We start from the raw sequence: 18257 nt of genomic DNA on the forward strand, positions 1-18257 counted from the left end.
TCCAATCAATAAATTTTTATACCAGTATAGCATGCAGTAGGAAATAGTGCAAGCGTTTTCTTTGATTTGTAAAAGAAATTCTTACTTTTGAGAAGTTTTCCGTACTATTTTATATATCAGTATAAATGATGGAGATAATACTCAATGAAAATCAAAGAGCAAACTAGGAAACTAGCCGCAGGCTGTACTTGAGTACGGCAAGGCGACGTTGACGTGGTTTGAAGAGATTTTCGAAGAGTATAAAAATGTCACATAAGACAAGCCGTGTTATTAGGAAGATGATGTATTCTCAGCTATTTTTATTCAGAAATTGATCTCTAATATTTCTTTAAAAAGTTCATCTAGCGAAACTATAAATAGGAAGAGAAAAAGCTAGCGCTTCTCAAGTTTTATCTAGTTTCCAAACTATAGTATTTACTGGAAATCTAAAGAAAATATCAGAAAAATTCAGCAAACGTTTTCTTCTTATTTTCTTGACTTTTTTGCTGGTTTGTGCTTGACTTTTGCTTGAAATTTGATAGACTATAGACAAATAGGAAAACGTATTCATTACAAAACGGAGGAATAAGGAATGAATCAAGAAAAACGTTTGCATCGGTTTGTCAAAAAGTGTGGACTCGGTGTGTGTAGTGCTGTTGTTGCGGCCTTTTTATTGAACGCTCAGGGAGTAGCTTTGGCTACAGAGCAAGGGAATCGTCCAGTTGAGATAGAAAACATCGCTCGTGGAAAACAAGCTAGTCAAAGTTCTACTGCTTATGGAGGAGCTGCTACACGAGCAGTGGATGGTAATGTTGATAGTGACTATGGGCACCATTCTGTAACGCACACAAACTTTGAAGACAATGCTTGGTGGCAAGTTGATCTTGGAAAAACAGAGAATGTTGGAAAAGTTAAACTTTACAATCGTGGAGATGGGAATGTAGCTAATCGTCTTTCCAATTTTGATGTTGTTTTGTTAAATGAAGCAAAAAAAGAAGTTGCTCGTCAACACTTTGATAGTTTGAATGGGAAGGCAGAACTTGAAGTTTTCTTCACAGCCAAAGACGCTCGTTATGTAAAAGTGGAGTTGAAAACTAAAAATACCCCATTGAGCTTGGCAGAAGTGGAAGTATTCCGTTCAGCAACAACTCAAGTTGGACAGGATAGAACTGCACCAGTAGTAGATCAAACATCAGCATTGAAAGACTACCTTTTTGGCTTAACTTATGATCCTTTGGATATTTTAACTCGCAAGGGAGAAACCTTAGAAAATCGCTACAACACAAGTGCTAAGGAACAAAATGGAGAGTTTGTCGTTGTAGAAAAAATCAAGAAAACCCTCTCTACAGGTACAGCAGATGTTTCCATCAATGGAAATCAAAATGTCTTCCTAGGTGGCTTGTATAAGGCAAACCAAAATCTGCTAGAAAATCAGCCAGAATTGATTAGTCTTGCCCGTGCAAAAGGGACAGTCAGCGTCGATTTACCTGGTATGATTCAGTCTGACAGCCGAATTGAAGCAGATCCTACAACTAGTGGTATGCAGTCTGCGATGAATACCTTGGTTGAAAGATGGACAAAGAATTACTCATCTAGCCATTCTGTTCCTGCCCGTGTTCAGTATGAATCGACTACAGCCTATAGCATGAATCAATTGAAAGCAAAATTTGGTGCAGACTTTGAAAAAGCAGGCGCACCGCTCAAGATTGACTTTGAGGCTGTGCAAAAGGGTGAAAAGCAAATTGAAGTTGTAAACTTTAAACAAATCTACTATACAGCGACATTTGATGCACCGACCAATCCAGCGGCTGTATTTGACAAGAGTGTGACACCTGAAGATTTAAAACAAAGAGGCGTTGATTCACAAACTCCACCTGTATATGTATCAAACGTTTCTTACGGACGTCAAATCTATGTTAAGTTTGAGTCAACAAGTAAGTCTACTGAATTAAAAGCAGCTATCAATGCGGTTATCAAAGGCGCAACAATTGCTCCAAATTCTGAATGGAGCCGTCTATTGAAGAATACTTCTGTAACAGCGGTAATTGTAGGAGGTAATGCTAGCGGTGCCGCCAAAGTTGTCACAGGAACAGTCGAAAACTTGAAGGAACTCATCAGAGAAGGAGCTAACTTTAGCGCTCAAAGTCCAGCTGTGCCAATCTCATATAAGACTGCCTTCCTAAAAGATAATGCCCAAGCAACTTTACAAAATAGTACAGACTATATCGAAACGAAGGTTACTTCTTACAAAAATGGCTTCTTGAAACTTCATCATAAGGGTGCTTATGTTGCGCGTTACTACATCTATTGGGATGAAATTACATATGATGAACAAGGAAATCCAGAAATCCGTTCACGTCAATGGGAAGATAACGGGAAAAACAGAACTTCAGGCTTCCAAACAGAGATTCAATTTAAAGGAAATGTCCGTAATCTTCGTATCAAGGTTCAAGAAAAGACGGGTCTTGTATGGGAACCATGGCGTACAGTTTACAACCGCACAGACTTACCACTAGTACAACAGCGTACAATTACACATTGGGGAACAACTCTAAACCCTAAAGTTGATGAAAAAATTGTGAATGAGTAACGATTTGATTTACTTGATTCGATAGTAAACAGTGAAGAGGAGGAACTTCGATTTCTCCTCTTTTATGATTGACTTTTGAGAGAATGAAAAGGGTAACTTCTATAGCAGATTGAAACTAGAATAGTACGTTGTTGCTATTAAAACATTTCTAGAAATTAAGTTGACTTTCCCAATAAATTTGTTCATGTCTTATTTCAATTCAATATAAAACTAACTTCCAGTTTTCCACAACCTAGCTTTTAGTATGAGAAAAACGCGTTGTTACAGACATAAGGAGCTTTTTGAGAAGAGGGCAATCCGTGCAATCAGATTTGACGGATGTTGGATGCATGATGCGATTGCGCTTAATTTCCTTTGAAATCGTTGACGGACCTTTTCCCATATTCTCAACGATGGAACGGAAAGTCTCACACTTAATTCCACCATAAAAATCCGTTTTAGACTAATTTCCACTTCGGTCAGGCAAGTGGAAGTTACTTTGAGAAGTTACGCAGAGCTAAAATTAACAATAAAAAAGAAAAATATCTTGACAAGCAAGGGAAAATTTTGTTACAATAATAGACGGTACTTTTTACTTTTGGTCTCTCAAGAGTGTACAGGGACGTGCTGACAAATGTTGCAAAAGTACACACAGATGATAGCTGTCACCAAGTGTATCATCACCAAAAATAAAAAAACACAGGAGAATGTAGATGCCTACAATTAACCAATTGGTTCGCAAACCGCGTAAATCAAAAGTAGAAAAATCTAAATCACCAGCTTTGAACGTTGGTTACAACAGTCATAAAAAAGTTCAAACAAACGTTTCTTCACCACAAAAACGTGGTGTTGCAACTCGTGTTGGAACAATGACACCTAAAAAACCTAACTCAGCCCTTCGTAAATTCGCTCGTGTACGTTTGAGCAACCTTATCGAAGTTACTGCCTACATCCCAGGTATCGGACACAACTTGCAAGAGCACAGCGTGGTTCTTCTTCGTGGTGGACGTGTAAAAGACCTTCCAGGGGTACGTTACCATATCGTCCGTGGTGCACTTGATACTGCAGGTGTTAACGATCGTAAACAAGGCCGTTCTAAATACGGTACTAAACGTCCAAAAGCATAAGGAAAGGGGATAAAGAGAAATGAGTCGTAAAAATAGAGCTCCAAAACGTGACGTATTGCCAGATCCGCTTTACAATTCACAACTAGTTACTCGTCTTATCAACCGCGTTATGCTTGATGGTAAACGTGGTACAGCTGCTTCAATCGTTTACGGTGCTTTTGAACAAATCAAAGAAGCTACTGGCAACGATGCACTTGAAGTATTTGAAACAGCTATGGAAAACATCATGCCTGTACTTGAAGTACGTGCACGTCGTGTTGGTGGTTCTAACTACCAAGTCCCAGTTGAAGTTCGTCCAGAACGTCGTACAACACTTGGACTTCGTTGGTTGGTAACAATCGCTCGTCTTCGTGGTGAACACACAATGCAAGATCGTCTTGCAAAAGAAATCTTGGATGCTGCTAACAACACTGGTGCAGCAGTTAAGAAACGTGAAGACACTCACCGTATGGCTGAAGCTAACCGTGCATTCGCACACTTCCGTTGGTAAAATCATGATGCTAGGAACGGTAAGGATGCAAGGTGAAAATAGGAAACTGACGCAGTATTCGACGAATACAAGGAAGTTTATCTTTTTCACACAGCATCCCGTTCCGGCTCAAATCGGCTAATTAACTTTAGCCCGAGTTCAATTCAACTTGTAAATCTACAAGTTGAAACCAACAATAGCATGAAAACATTGAGAACGGGTAGGTCCTGCCTATCCGTTTTTATTAAAATCGTGTTATAATAGAATAGAAATCAAAAATAAATAGGAGAAACAAACCTCATGGCACGCGAATTTTCACTTGAAAAAACTCGTAATATCGGTATCATGGCTCACGTCGATGCTGGTAAAACAACTACAACTGAGCGTATCCTTTACTACACTGGTAAAATCCACAAAATCGGTGAAACTCACGAAGGTGCGTCACAAATGGACTGGATGGAGCAAGAGCAAGAGCGTGGTATCACTATCACATCTGCTGCGACAACAGCTCAATGGAACAACCACCGCGTAAACATCATCGACACACCAGGACACGTGGACTTCACTATCGAAGTACAACGTTCTCTTCGTGTATTGGACGGTGCGGTTACAGTTCTTGACTCACAATCAGGTGTTGAGCCTCAAACTGAAACAGTTTGGCGTCAAGCAACTGAGTATGGAGTTCCACGTATCGTATTTGCTAACAAAATGGACAAAATCGGTGCTGACTTCCTTTACTCTGTAAGCACACTTCACGATCGTCTTCAAGCAAATGCACACCCAATCCAATTGCCAATCGGTTCTGAAGATGACTTCCGTGGTATCATCGACTTGATCAAGATGAAAGCTGAAATCTATACGAACGACCTTGGTACGGATATCCTTGAAGAAGACATCCCAGCTGAATACCTTGACCAAGCTCAAGAATACCGTGAAAAATTGATTGAAGCAGTTGCTGAAACTGACGAAGAATTGATGATGAAATACCTCGAAGGTGAAGAAATCACTAACGAAGAATTGAAAGCTGGTATCCGTAAAGCGACTATCAACGTTGAATTCTTCCCAGTATTGTGTGGTTCTGCCTTCAAGAATAAAGGTGTTCAATTGATGCTTGATGCGGTTATTGACTACCTTCCAAGCCCACTTGACATCCCAGCTATCAAAGGTATTAACCCAGATACAGATGCTGAAGAAACTCGTCCAGCATCTGATGAAGAGCCATTTGCAGCTCTTGCCTTCAAGATCATGACTGACCCATTCGTAGGTCGTTTGACATTCTTCCGTGTTTACTCAGGTGTTCTTCAATCAGGTTCATACGTATTGAACACTTCTAAAGGTAAACGTGAACGTATCGGACGTATCCTTCAAATGCACGCTAACAGCCGTCAAGAAATTGACACTGTTTACTCAGGTGATATCGCTGCTGCCGTTGGTTTGAAAGATACTACAACTGGTGACTCATTGACAGATGAAAAAGCTAAAATCATCCTTGAGTCAATCAACGTTCCAGAACCAGTTATCCAATTGATGGTTGAGCCAAAATCTAAAGCTGACCAAGACAAGATGGGTATTGCCCTTCAAAAATTGGCTGAAGAAGATCCAACATTCCGCGTTGAAACAAACGTTGAAACTGGAGAAACAGTTATCTCAGGTATGGGTGAGCTTCACCTTGACGTCCTTGTTGACCGTATGCGTCGTGAGTTCAAAGTTGAAGCGAACGTAGGTGCTCCTCAAGTATCTTACCGTGAAACATTCCGCGCTTCTACTCAAGCACGTGGATTCTTCAAACGTCAGTCTGGTGGTAAAGGTCAATTCGGTGATGTATGGATTGAATTTACTCCAAACGAAGAAGGTAAAGGATTCGAATTCGAAAACGCAATCGTCGGTGGTGTGGTTCCTCGTGAATTTATCCCAGCGGTTGAAAAAGGTTTGGTAGAATCTATGGCTAACGGTGTTCTTGCAGGTTACCCAATGGTTGACGTTAAAGCTAAGCTTTACGATGGTTCATACCACGATGTCGACTCATCTGAAACTGCCTTCAAGATCGCGGCTTCACTTGCCCTTAAAGAAGCTGCTAAATCAGCACAACCAGCTATCCTTGAACCAATGATGCTTGTAACAATCACTGTTCCAGAAGAAAACCTTGGTGATGTTATGGGGCACGTAACTGCTCGTCGTGGACGTGTAGATGGTATGGAAGCACATGGTAACAGCCAAATCGTTCGTGCTTACGTTCCACTTGCTGAAATGTTCGGTTACGCAACAGTCCTTCGTTCTGCATCTCAAGGACGTGGTACATTCATGATGGTATTTGACCACTACGAAGATGTACCTAAGTCAGTACAAGAAGAAATCATTAAGAAAAACAAAGGTGAAGACTAATCAGTCCTCACTCTAGAAGGAAGTCACTTAGTGGCTTCCTTTTGTCTTTAGAAAATACCTCTAAATATGGTAAAATAGTAGGAGAATAATGTGAGGAAAATGAATGTCAAACAGTTTTGAAATTTTGATGAATCAACTGGGGATGTCTGCTGAAATGAGACAGGATCCTGCTTTATCACAGGCTGATATTGAGCGAGTTGTGGTTCATAAAATTAGTAAGATATGGGAGTTTCATTTCGTATTTTCTAATATTTTACCGATTGAAATCTTTTTAGAATTAAAGAAAGGTTTGAGTGAGGAATTTTCTAAGACAGGCAATAAAGCTGTTTTTGAAATCAAGACTCTGTCTCAAGATTTTTCAAACCAACTCTTGCAGGCCTATTATAGAGAGGCTTTTTCTGACGGGCCATGTGCTAGTCAAGGTTTTAAGTCCCTTTATCAAAATTTGCAAGTTCGTGCGGAGGGCAATCAACTCTTTATTGAAGGCTCTGAGGCGATTGATAAGGAACACTTTAAGAAAAATCATCTTCCTAATTTAGCCAAACAACTTGAAAAATTTGGTTTTCCAACTTTTAACTGTCAAGTAGAGAAAAATGATGTGCTGACCCAAGAGCAGGAAGAGGCTTTTCATGCTGAAAATGAGCAGATTGTTCAAGCCGCCAATGAGGAAGCGCTCCGTGCTATGGAGCAACTGGAACAGATGGCACCTCCTCCAGCGGAAGAGAAACCAGCCTTTGATTTTCAAGCCAAAAAAGCTGCAGCTAAACCGAAGTTAGACAAGGCGGAGATTACTCCTATGATTGAAGTGACGACGGAGGAAAATCGTCTGGTCTTTGAAGGGGTTGTGTTTGATGTAGAGCAAAAAGTGACCAGAACAGGGCGTGTTTTGATCAACTTTAAAATGACGGACTACACTTCAAGTTTTTCTATGCAAAAGTGGGTTAAGAACGAGGAAGAGGCTCAGAAATTTGACCTCATCAAGAAGAATTCTTGGCTCCGAGTTCGTGGGAATGTGGAGATGAATAACTTCACACGCGATTTGACTATGAACGTGCAGGATGTGCAGGAAGTTGTTCACTATGAGCGGAAGGATTTGATGCCGGAAGGTGAGCGTCGGGTTGAGTTTCATGCTCATACTAATATGTCGACCATGGATGCTTTGCCAGAGGTAGAAGAAATCGTTGCGACAGCTGCTAAGTGGGGACACAAGGCGGTTGCCATCACGGATCATGGAAATGTCCAGTCCTTCCCACATGGCTATAAGGCGGCTAAGAAAGCGGGAATTCAGCTAATCTATGGAATGGAAGCCAATATCGTGGAGGACCGTGTCCCTATCGTCTATAACGAAGTGGAGATGGACTTGTCAGAAGCGACCTATGTGGTCTTTGACGTGGAAACGACGGGACTTTCAGCTATCTATAATAATTTGATTCAGGTTGCGGCTTCTAAGATGTACAAGGGGAATGTTATTGCTGAATTTGATGAATTTATCAATCCTGGGCATCCCTTGTCAGCTTTTACTACTGAGTTGACTGGAATTACAGATGATCATGTCAAAAATGCCAAACCACTGGAACAAGTTCTGCAAGAATTCCAAGAATTTTGTAAGGATACGGTCCTAGTTGCCCACAATGCGACCTTTGACGTTGGCTTTATGAATGCCAATTATGAGCGTCATGGTCTGCCAAAGATTAGCCAACCAGTTATTGATACACTTGAGTTTGCTAGAAATCTCTATCCTGAGTATAAACGTCATGGTTTGGGGCCTTTGACCAAGCGTTTTGGTGTGGCCTTGGAACATCACCACATGGCCAATTACGATGCGGAAGCTACTGGTCGTCTGCTCTTTATATTTATCAAAGAGGTAGCAGAAAAACATGGTGTGACCGATCTAGCTAGACTCAACATTGATTTGATTAGTCCAGATTCTTATAAAAAAGCTCGGATCAAGCATGCGACTATTTATGTCAAGAATCAAGTGGGGCTAAAAAATATCTTTAAGCTGGTTTCCTTGTCTAATACCAAGTACTTTGAAGGGGTGCCACGAATTCCGAGAACGGTTTTAGATGCCCATCGAGAGGGCTTGATTTTAGGATCAGCCTGTGCAGAAGGTGAAGTTTTTGATGCAGTTGTTTCCCAAGGTGTGGATGCGGCAGTTGAGGTGGCCAAGTATTATGACTTTATCGAGATCATGCCACCAGCTATCTATGCGCCCTTGATTGCTAAGGAGCAGGTCAAGGATATGGAGGAACTCCAGACCATTATCAAGAGTTTGATAGAAGTTGGAGACCGTCTTGGTAAGCCCGTTCTAGCTACGGGAAATGTCCATTATATCGAACCGGAAGAAGAGATTTACCGTGAAATTATCGTCCGTAGCTTGGGACAGGGGGCTATGATTAACCGAACTATCGGGCATGGAGAACATGCCCAACCAGCACCACTTCCAAAGGCTCATTTTAGAACGACAAATGAAATGTTGGATGAATTTGCCTTCTTGGGAGAGGAATTAGCTCGGAAATTGGTTATTGAAAATCCCAATGCCTTGGCAGAAATCTTTGAACCCGTTGAGGTTGTTAAGGGTGACTTGTACACGCCTTTCATCGACAAGGCTGAAGAAACAGTCGCTGAATTGACCTACAAGAAAGCTTTTGAGATTTATGGAAATCCGTTGCCAGATATTGTCGATTTGCGGATTGAAAAAGAACTAACCTCTATTCTGGGGAATGGATTTGCTGTGATTTATCTGGCATCGCAGATGCTGGTGCAACGTTCCAATGAACGGGGTTACTTGGTTGGTTCTCGTGGATCTGTCGGTTCTAGTTTCGTTGCGACCATGATTGGGATTACGGAGGTCAATCCTCTATCTCCTCACTATGTCTGTGGTCAGTGTCAGTACAGTGAGTTTATCACCGATGGTTCGTACGGTTCAGGATTTGATATGCCCAATAAGGATTGTCCAAACTGTGGTCATAAACTCAGCAAAAATGGGCAAGATATTCCGTTTGAAACCTTCCTTGGTTTTGATGGAGACAAGGTTCCTGATATTGACTTGAACTTCTCGGGAGAAGATCAGCCTAGCGCCCACTTGGATGTGCGTGATATCTTTGGTGAAGAATATGCCTTCCGTGCAGGAACGGTTGGTACGGTGGCTGCCAAGACCGCTTATGGATTTGTCAAGGGCTACGAGCGAGATTATGGCAAGTTTTATCGTGATGCAGAGGTGGAACGTCTAGCCCAGGGAGCTGCTGGTGTCAAACGAACGACAGGCCAACACCCGGGGGGAATCGTTGTTATTCCGAACTACATGGATGTCTATGATTTCACGCCTGTTCAGTATCCAGCGGATGACGTGACGGCTGAATGGCAGACCACTCACTTTAACTTCCATGATATAGACGAGAACGTCCTCAAACTCGATGTACTGGGACATGATGATCCGACCATGATTCGGAAACTCCAGGATTTGTCTGGTATTGACCCTAATGAAATTCCTATGGATGACGAAGGCGTGATGGCACTCTTTTCTGGGACTGATGTGCTTGGGGTAACACCTGAGCAAATCGGAACGCCTACGGGGATGTTGGGGATTCCAGAGTTTGGAACCAACTTTGTACGTGGGATGGTCGATGAAACCCATCCGACGACTTTTGCAGAGTTGCTGCAGTTGTCTGGTCTGTCCCACGGTACCGACGTTTGGCTGGGCAATGCCCAAGATCTGATTAAGCAAGGAATAGCGGACCTATCAACCGTTATCGGTTGTCGGGACGACATCATGGTTTACCTCATGCATGCTGGCCTCGAGCCTAAGATGGCCTTTACCATCATGGAACGGGTGCGTAAGGGCTTGTGGCTCAAGATTTCCGAAGAGGAGCGAAATGGTTATATCGAAGCCATGAAGGCTAATAAGGTGCCAGAGTGGTATATCGAGTCCTGTGGGAAAATTAAGTACATGTTCCCTAAAGCCCATGCGGCAGCCTACGTTATGATGGCCTTGCGTGTAGCTTACTTCAAGGTTCATCATCCCATTTATTACTACTGTGCCTACTTCTCCATTCGTGCTAAGGCTTTTGATATCAAGACTATGGGGGCGGGCTTGGATGCCATCAAACGCAGAATGGAAGAAATCTCTGAAAAACGGAAGAACAATGAGGCCTCTAATGTGGAGGTTGACCTCTATACAACTCTTGAGATTGTCAATGAAATGTGGGAACGTGGTTTCAAGTTTGGGAAGTTAGACCTCTACCGTAGTGATGCGACTGAATTCATCATTGATGGGGATACCCTCATTCCGCCATTTGTAGCAATGGATGGTCTAGGAGAGAACGTTGCCAAGCAGTTGGTGCGAGCGCGTGAAGAGGGAGAATTCCTTTCTAAAACAGAATTGCGCAAGCGTGGAGGGCTCTCATCAACCTTGGTTGAAAAGATGGATGAAATGGGTATTCTTGGAAATATGCCAGAGGATAACCAGTTGAGTTTATTTGATGAGTTGTTTTAAAAAATTGCTTATTTTGATCAAGTGGACAAAATATGTCCACTTGATTTGTTATAATTCTCTTAAAAATAATAGAAAAGAGAGTATAATATGGTGAATCAAGGAATTTTAAATTCTAACGTGTCAATTGAAGAGCAAATTTACAATTTTGAAAAAGGCTTGAAAGATGATGGGAGTGATTGGACTGGATTCCCACAAATAGACTTAAAAGAAGATTCTCAATGTATTTACATTTGCGGTATTTCAGAGACTGACAGATGGCATTTGTTTTATACGTTAACTAAAATAAAACCTGCTACTCCAATAGCATCACTTGGATATTATCGAGTGAGAGATAATTTGATTTTTTCTAAACATAGTCAATGGATAAAACTGCAAATGGAGCATACAGAGTATGACTTGATTTTTCTGGAGGGAGTTCAACTTTTGGGAGAGGCTGATCAAAGGGTACAGGAATACTGGATGCAGCAATTCAAAGAGAATAAGAAAAGAGGCAGACTCTTCATTGTATATTCAGACTGCTTACCCGAAGACTTAAAAAATATGGATGAATCCGTAGTTGAGTTCTTCGAATCTGGCATATTGGTACAGTTGAAATCACCTAAGGGCTAGTTTATTTTGCTTTAATCGTTTTGAATATAAAGTGCTAGTTAGACTATAGAAGTGATAATAATGTACTAGAAATAATATTGTTTGAATAATATGTAGAAGGAAATTGCAGATGAATAATCAAGAGAGACTATTAACAATTTTTTTACGTTTACAGTTAGGTACTTCACTAGGAAAAAAGCAACTGGCTCAGGAATTTGAGGTTAGTGAAAAGACGATACAGAGAGATTTTTCGCTACTCCGTGATATTTTATCTAATAACACCAGTTATAGTGGAGATTTGCTTTATAACCGTAAAATGAATAAGTATAGCCTATCAAGTAAGTCAGTTTTTAATAAAAAGGATATACTTGTTATTTCAAAGATTTTATTGGAAAATCGAGCACTGAATAGGCCAGAAATTGATAGCTTACTAAATAATTTACTGGTCTTAGTTCCCCGTGATGATCAGAAAGAAATTGAGCAAATCATTGGCAGTGAAAAGCTGAACTATACTCCCTTAACGGATCAACAAAATAGAATCGAGAAAATATGGAATTTATCAGAAGCTATTTTGCATGAACAGGTTCTAGATATTATCTATCAAAAACCTTATTCTGAGTCTTCTAAGAGGCAGACTGTTTTGCCAGTCTCTCTTTACTATGATAGTCATTATTTCTATCTGGTTGTTTACCAGTTGAAACATGCTACTTATATTACTTTAAGAGTAGACCGTATCCAGTCATGGTCCCTTAGTGGTATAGAGAAACCCTCTATTTCTTATCGAGATAAATTTAGAGATGGTGATATTCGTAACGAGAGAGTAGATGCTTTTATCGGGAAGAAAATCAGTATTGAAATCGAGTACTTGTACGATCCGACGATTGTGATGGATCAATTTCCAAATGCAAAAATAGTTGGGAAAAATGGCGATTGGACTCATTTTAAATTTGAAAGTCAGCACACACCGGGGCTTAAACGCTGGTTACTGGGGCAAGGGGAAGCAGTTACTGTTTTGTCTCCTCGGATTTTAGTAGAGGATATGAAGCAAACAGTTCAAGAAATGATAGATAAATATAGATGAGGATAAAATGACTATTCAATTTACTTCTAAAAAGGTTGGAGAACTATTGAAAGAAGGGAAGTTGCGGATTCCTTCTTATCAAAGACCTTATAAATGGAACAGAAAACATATCCGTAATCTTTTTTATGATTTACGAGATGCTATGGACAAAAAGGAATATCAGATTGGTTCCGTTATCTTACATGAAAATGATGGATACTTAGATGTTGTCGATGGACAGCAACGGCTAATTTCTATTTCCTTATTTCTTCATTTATTAGATAGTTTAGAGAAATATACGGGTGCTAAGCAACTGATGAGTGCTGCTGTATTTGGAGAGCTATCTTGCTATCATGCGAGTGAAAATTATAATGAGTGGGAAAATTTGACTCAATTGGTTGGAGAAAATCAGGCAAAAGACATTTGCAACTTTTTATTGGAAAATTGTTCTGTCTCCGTGATTACTATGCCACAGGAACGATTATCAGAGGCCTTTCAGTTATTTGATTCTCAGAATAATCGTGGAAAATCTTTAGAACCTCATGATTTGCTCAAAGCCTATCATCTTCGCAAGGAAGATTCAGAAGATGAAAAGATTGTTGAAAAGTGGGAGCAATTTGTAGAGGATAAAGATTTAAGTCTCAAAGAGTTGTTTGATAAACATCTTTTCCGTATGAGACGTTGGTCTCGAGGAGAGACAGGATTGACAAACAAGCGTTATGGTTCTTATCTCCGTTTTACAGAGGATTTTATTGACGATTTTAAAGGTGTTGATTTGAATCAGAACTTTCCATATCTAGAATTGTATCGTCATATTGAAAAACTCCCCATGTCTATTACTATGCCAATCATTGATGGAAGTAAATTTTTTGAGTATATTGAATCTGCTCATGAAACTATTAAAAATCATAAAGATTTTTTAAATGAAGAGTTAGGATTTTCTGATGAATCTGAAGGGGAAGAAAAAAATGTAGCTTACCCAGAAGGCATGTTGAACATTTACAATAGCTCAAAAGGACGCTACCTCAAGTGCCACAATATATTCCTAAATATTTGCTCGCTTTTTGCAGAGAGATTTGGAAAAGATGAGCTATCAAAGGAGATAGTAGAGACCTTGTTTATTTGGTCTTACTACCCTCGGGTTAAGTCTAAAGCCATATATGATGCAACGGTAGGGAAATACGCTGCTGGTGGAAGTTTTAGACAAAAAGAGACTCAAAAGTTATTTCAACTTTTATCCCATGCTGTTACTCCGAATGGTTTCATGATCAAGATAGATAGAGAGCTATTTGAAAATTATACTGTGGACAAGATTATAGAAGAGGAAAAAGATAAATGGTAGAAACACATATAAGCTTATCAGTTAATCGTTTATTAAATGAAGATACTTATGTTATTCCTCTTTATCAGAGAAATTTTGCTTGGACTTATGATGAAATTGAGCAATTATTGAACGATGTTGCAGATGCTTTTCAAGAACAAAGAGAAAACTACTATATTGGAACATTGGTCGTTAATGAAGAGAATGGTCTTTTCAAAATCATAGATGGGCAACAGCGGACAACAGCTCTTAATTTGATTGCCTTGGCTTTGGAACATGAGTTTGGTTTTGATAGATTGAAAGCTGTCAATCTTACTTTCCCAGCTAGGAAGAAGTCAAATGAGAACATTCAAAAGCTATTTACCAAGCAAAAAATTTCTGATGACGATGAGAATGAGCTGACTAGAGGTTACGGATATGCTAAAGACGCATTGAAAAAAGTGCTAGAGGAGCGCCAGCTTAATCCTCAGTTTTTCGTTGACTATCTTTTTGAGAATGTCATCATTTTTCGGAGTATACTTCCTGAGGTTTTAGATTTGAATCTTTATTTCGAACGTTTCAACTCTCGAGGCGAACAACTAGAGGCTCATGAGATTCTCAAGGCACAAATGATGTCTAAATTTGGTGAAGATCAAGAAATGGCACAAAAATTTGTGAGAATTTGGGATGCCTGTGCAGAATTTGATAAGCCGGTAGCAAGTCAGTTTAAGATGCGGCGGAAGAGAGCAGATGACTTTCAAGAACGTGAACGTATTTTTGGATGGCATTTTACAAATTACTCATTTCATAATATTTATGATGATATTGATTTTTATCAAAATGAAAGAAGAAAGTTATCAGATATATTAGGAAAAAAGATAAATGAAAAAAATATAGAAGTAGAAAAAGATTTTGGTGATTATACCCAAGTTATCGATTTTCCAACCTTCCTACTCCATGTATTGGCAATTTGGGAAGGTAAGGATACCAATGAGGTTCAGTTAGACGATAAGAAACTTCTAGCTCTATTTGATATAAAAAATAAAAATAAGACTTGGGTTATTGAATTCAGTGAATTTCTTCTTAAAATAAAACATATTTTTGATAATTACATCGTTAGAAATTCAAATATGGATTCTTCGAGCAGAAATAAGGATGAATGGTTTTTGCAGAAGGGGACTTATTATGAATATCAACCTAATGGAAAAGCGAAAGAGCATTACATAGTTGAAGAACGCTTTACTAAGAATACATTTTCAGATTCGGAAATTAACCAAAACATCATTCTTCTCCAATCCATGTTTGCTGTGACCTTTACTGCCAATCGTGATAGTCGTTGGTTATATGAAATCTTGCAATTCTTGTTTAACCATATTGAAGAGTTAAATCAAACAGAATTTGCTAGTCTGTTTAAGGATTTTCTTGAGAAAATGGCAGTGAGATATGCTGAGGAAAGATTGTTTACTGAAGATAAAAGTATCAAAAAATATGGGGCAATTCCTGTTTATGCTTTTAACTTTGTAGATTATGTTTTATGGAAAAATCGTGCCGAATTAGAGAAAGAGTACAAGGATATTAAATTTGATAATTTCAAATTTGCCTATCGCCGTTCCATAGAGCATTGGTTTCCTCAGAATCCAAACGGACACGATGGAGAGAGCCAATTACCTGCTGATTTTTTACATTCCTTTGGCAATCTTTGTATCATTACAGATAGTCAGAACTCCCGGTTTGGCAATTCCTATCCAGAGGCCAAATTAAAACAATGGAAAGAAGAAGGTATCTTTCCTCGTCAGAGTTTAAAATTACAAATAATGGCTGCCATAACGGAAAAGACTAAATGGAAATCAGATCAGATTGTAGGATTGGAAAAAGAGATCTTGACTAGGGTAAATCATTTTATAGAAAATAAGTCATCAGAACAATGATAATCATCTATCTGAAGAAGGCTAATGTATATCCAATAGATTTACATTGGCCTTCTTTTTTGTTAAAATAGTCTATAGAAAGAGGGTGAGAGTATGTCAAAGACGAGTATGAGCATCCGTTTGGATAGTGAGGTTAAGGAGCAGGCCCAACAGGTGTTTAATAATCTGGGAATGGATATGACAACAGCTATCAATATTTTCCTTCGTCAAGCTATTCAATATCAGGGTTTACCTTTCGATGTTAGACTAGACGAAAATCGGAAGTTGCTTGAGGTATTAACGGATTTAGACCAAAATCGTAATATGAGCCAGTCTTTTGAATCAGTCTCAGACTTGATGGAGGACTTGCGTGCTTAAGATTCGTTATCATAAACAGTTTAAAAAAGATTTTAAGTTGGCTATGAAGCGTGGTTTGAAGGCAGAATTATTAGAAGAAGTTTTAAATTTTCTTGTTCAAGAAAAAGAACTTCCTGCTAGATATCGTGATCATCAATTGACGGCATCCAAGTATTTTCAAGGAGTTCGTGAATGCCATATCCAGCCAGATTGGCTTTTGGTTTATAAAGTAGACAAGGAAGAATTGATTTTAAATTTGCTGAGGACAGGCAGTCATAGTGATTTGTTTTAATAAATTTTAAGGGGGGTTCTCATGAAACTTAGAATATTCGCAGAAGATAAACCGAACCAAAAAGTCTTTGATTATCAGCTGGAACTGGATTCGGATAAAATTTTGAAAGCAACAACTTTGATTTGTGCTACGGTAGCAGCGGTTAGCCTGCTATCCCTGTTTAAATAAAAATAGAAAAGAGAAAACAGAATGGTTTTACCAAATTTTAAAGAAAATCTAGAAAAATATGCGAAATTATTGGTTGCGAACGGAATCAATGTGCAACCTGGTCACACTTTGGCTCTCTCTATCGATGTGGAGCAACGTGAGTTGGCTCACTTAATTGTCAAAGAAGCTTACGCTTTGGGTGCGCATGAGGTTATCGTTCAGTGGACAGATGATGTCATCAACCGTGAGAAATTCCTCCATGCACCGATGGAGCGTCTGGACAATGTGCCTGAATACAAGATTGCTGAGATGAACTATCTCTTGGAGAACAAGGCTAGCCGTCTAGGAGTTCGTTCATCTGATCCAGGTGCCTTGAACGGTGTGGACGCTGACAAGCTTTCGGCTTCTGCTAAAGCTATGGGACTTGCTATGAAGCCAATGCGTATCGCAACTCAATCCAACAAGGTTAGCTGGACTGTAGCAGCCGCTGCTGGACTTGAATGGGCTAAGAAAGTCTTTCCAAATGCTGCGAGCGACGAAGAAGCAGTCGATCTCCTTTGGAACCAAATTTTCAAAACTTGCCGTGTCTATGAAGAAGATCCTGTTAAGGCTTGGAAAGAGCATGCAGCTATCCTCAAGAGCAAGGCAGATATGCTCAATAAAGAGCAATTTTCAGCCCTTCACTACACAGCGCCAGGTACAGATTTGACTCTTGGTTTGCCAAAGAACCACGTTTGGGAATCAGCTGGTGCTATCAATGCACAGGGCGAAGGATTCTTGCCAAATATGCCGACAGAGGAAGTCTTCACAGCGCCTGACTTCCGTCGCGCAGATGGTTATGTCACTTCTACAAAACCGCTTAGCTATAACGGAAATATCATCGAAGGAATTAAAGTAACCTTCAAGGATGGACAAATTGTGGATATCACTGCAGAAAAAGGCGATCAAGTCATGAAAGACCTTGTCTTTGAAAATGCAGGTGCGCGTGCCTTGGGTGAGTGTGCCTTGGTACCAGATCCAAGTCCAATTTCTCAGTCAGGCATTACCTTCTTCAACACCCTTTTCGATGAAAATGCGTCAAATCACTTGGCTATCGGTGCAGCCTATGCAACTAGCGTTGTTGGTGGAGCGGAGATGAGCGAAGAGGAGCTTGAAGCTGCGGGGCTTAACCGTTCAGATGTTCACGTAGACTTTATGATTGGTTCTAACCAAATGGATATCGATGGTATCCGTGAGGATGGGACACGTGTACCACTCTTCCGTAAGGGAGATTGGGCAAATTAAGGAGATAATATGTTAGGAAGTATGTTCGTTGGTCTTCTAGTTGGATTTTTAGCAGGTACTCTGACCAATCGTGGAGAGCGAATGGGATGTTTTGGAAAAATGTTTCTAGGATGGATTGGTGCCTTTATAGGCCATTTGCTTTTTGGAACTTGGGGACCGATAATAGCAGGAACAGCCATTATCCCTGCAGTACTAGGTTCCATGATTGTCTTAGCGATTTTCTGGAGACGAGGAAGTTAATTTCTTAAATCTGATACTCAATGAAAATCAAAGAGCAAACTAGGAAACTAGCCGCAGGTTG

At 39.9% G+C, this 18257-nt stretch carries 14 protein-coding genes and 1 pseudogene; 14 read left to right on the forward strand and 1 reads right to left on the reverse strand.

The annotated features are described in order from the left end of the window. The first annotated feature begins 571 nt into the window (after positions 1 to 571). Positions 572 to 2569: a thiol-activated cytolysin family protein gene (locus HT688_RS01140; RefSeq protein WP_001071074.1), complete on the forward strand. Its 1998-nt coding sequence runs from the start codon at positions 572 to 574 to the stop codon at positions 2567 to 2569. Between the two features lie 257 nt (positions 2570 to 2826). Here HT688_RS01140 and HT688_RS01145 read toward each other — a convergent pair. Continuing rightward, positions 2827 to 2978: pseudogene (locus tag HT688_RS01145) on the reverse strand (IS30 family transposase); the annotation flags it as partial. Between the two features lie 283 nt (positions 2979 to 3261). Between HT688_RS01145 and rpsL the strand changes: the two are divergent. From rpsL to HT688_RS01210, 13 genes are all read left to right on the forward strand, one after another. Next, the gene (gene rpsL / locus HT688_RS01150) at positions 3262 to 3675 is read left to right on the forward strand and encodes a 30S ribosomal protein S12 (RefSeq protein WP_001142332.1); all 414 of its coding nucleotides are present in this window, start codon (positions 3262 to 3264) and stop codon (positions 3673 to 3675) included. A gap of 19 nt (positions 3676 to 3694) precedes the next feature. Then, positions 3695 to 4165, forward strand: a complete 471-nt coding sequence (rpsG, locus tag HT688_RS01155) for a 30S ribosomal protein S7 (RefSeq protein ID WP_000087873.1) — start codon at positions 3695 to 3697, stop codon at positions 4163 to 4165. A 279-nt stretch (positions 4166 to 4444) separates the two neighbouring features. Beyond that, positions 4445 to 6526, forward strand: coding sequence for an elongation factor G (fusA, locus tag HT688_RS01160; protein WP_000090345.1), 2082 nt, complete (start codon positions 4445 to 4447; stop codon positions 6524 to 6526). Positions 6527 to 6629: 103 nt separating this feature from the next. Further along, positions 6630 to 11021 carry a PolC-type DNA polymerase III gene (locus HT688_RS01165; RefSeq protein WP_000071441.1) on the forward strand — a complete coding sequence of 1464 codons (4392 nt, stop codon included), beginning with the start codon at positions 6630 to 6632 and terminating at the stop codon, positions 11019 to 11021. 87 nt (positions 11022 to 11108) lie between these two features. Further along, on the forward strand, positions 11109 to 11630 hold the full coding sequence (locus HT688_RS01170) for a DnaA ATPase domain-containing protein (protein ID WP_000247996.1): 522 nt from the start codon (positions 11109 to 11111) through the stop codon (positions 11628 to 11630). A gap of 109 nt (positions 11631 to 11739) precedes the next feature. Next, positions 11740 to 12690 (forward strand): helix-turn-helix transcriptional regulator, encoded by a 951-nt coding sequence (locus HT688_RS01175; RefSeq protein WP_001064600.1) that lies wholly within the window; start codon positions 11740 to 11742, stop codon positions 12688 to 12690. A gap of 7 nt (positions 12691 to 12697) precedes the next feature. Beyond that, a complete protein-coding gene (locus HT688_RS01180) occupies positions 12698 to 14011 on the forward strand; it encodes a DUF262 domain-containing protein (RefSeq protein ID WP_000155164.1) in 1314 nt (437 codons plus the stop codon). Next, a complete protein-coding gene (locus HT688_RS01185; RefSeq protein ID WP_000230430.1) occupies positions 14005 to 15897 on the forward strand; it encodes a DUF262 domain-containing protein in 1893 nt (630 codons plus the stop codon). Before HT688_RS01180 ends, HT688_RS01185 begins: the two co-directional genes overlap by 7 nt. A 93-nt stretch (positions 15898 to 15990) precedes the next feature. Then, positions 15991 to 16254 (forward strand): type II toxin-antitoxin system RelB/DinJ family antitoxin, encoded by a 264-nt coding sequence (locus tag HT688_RS01190; RefSeq protein WP_000047859.1) that lies wholly within the window; start codon positions 15991 to 15993, stop codon positions 16252 to 16254. Then, positions 16247 to 16525, forward strand: coding sequence for a type II toxin-antitoxin system YafQ family toxin (locus HT688_RS01195; protein WP_000913059.1), 279 nt, complete (start codon positions 16247 to 16249; stop codon positions 16523 to 16525). The genes HT688_RS01190 and HT688_RS01195 overlap by 8 nt, the downstream gene beginning before the upstream one ends. Positions 16526 to 16546: 21 nt before the next feature. Continuing rightward, a complete protein-coding gene (locus tag HT688_RS01200; RefSeq protein ID WP_000776637.1) occupies positions 16547 to 16693 on the forward strand; it encodes a hypothetical protein in 147 nt (48 codons plus the stop codon). Between the two features lie 21 nt (positions 16694 to 16714). Then, the gene (locus HT688_RS01205; protein WP_172923471.1) at positions 16715 to 17956 is read left to right on the forward strand and encodes an aminopeptidase; all 1242 of its coding nucleotides are present in this window, start codon (positions 16715 to 16717) and stop codon (positions 17954 to 17956) included. A 9-nt stretch (positions 17957 to 17965) separates the two neighbouring features. Then, entirely contained in the window at positions 17966 to 18196 is a 231-nt protein-coding gene (locus HT688_RS01210; RefSeq protein ID WP_000901572.1) for a GlsB/YeaQ/YmgE family stress response membrane protein, read from the forward strand. The last annotated feature ends 61 nt before the right edge of the window (positions 18197 to 18257 follow it).

Source organism: Streptococcus sp. 1559 (assembly GCF_013276735.1).
GTDB lineage: Bacteria > Bacillota > Bacilli > Lactobacillales > Streptococcaceae > Streptococcus > Streptococcus pseudopneumoniae.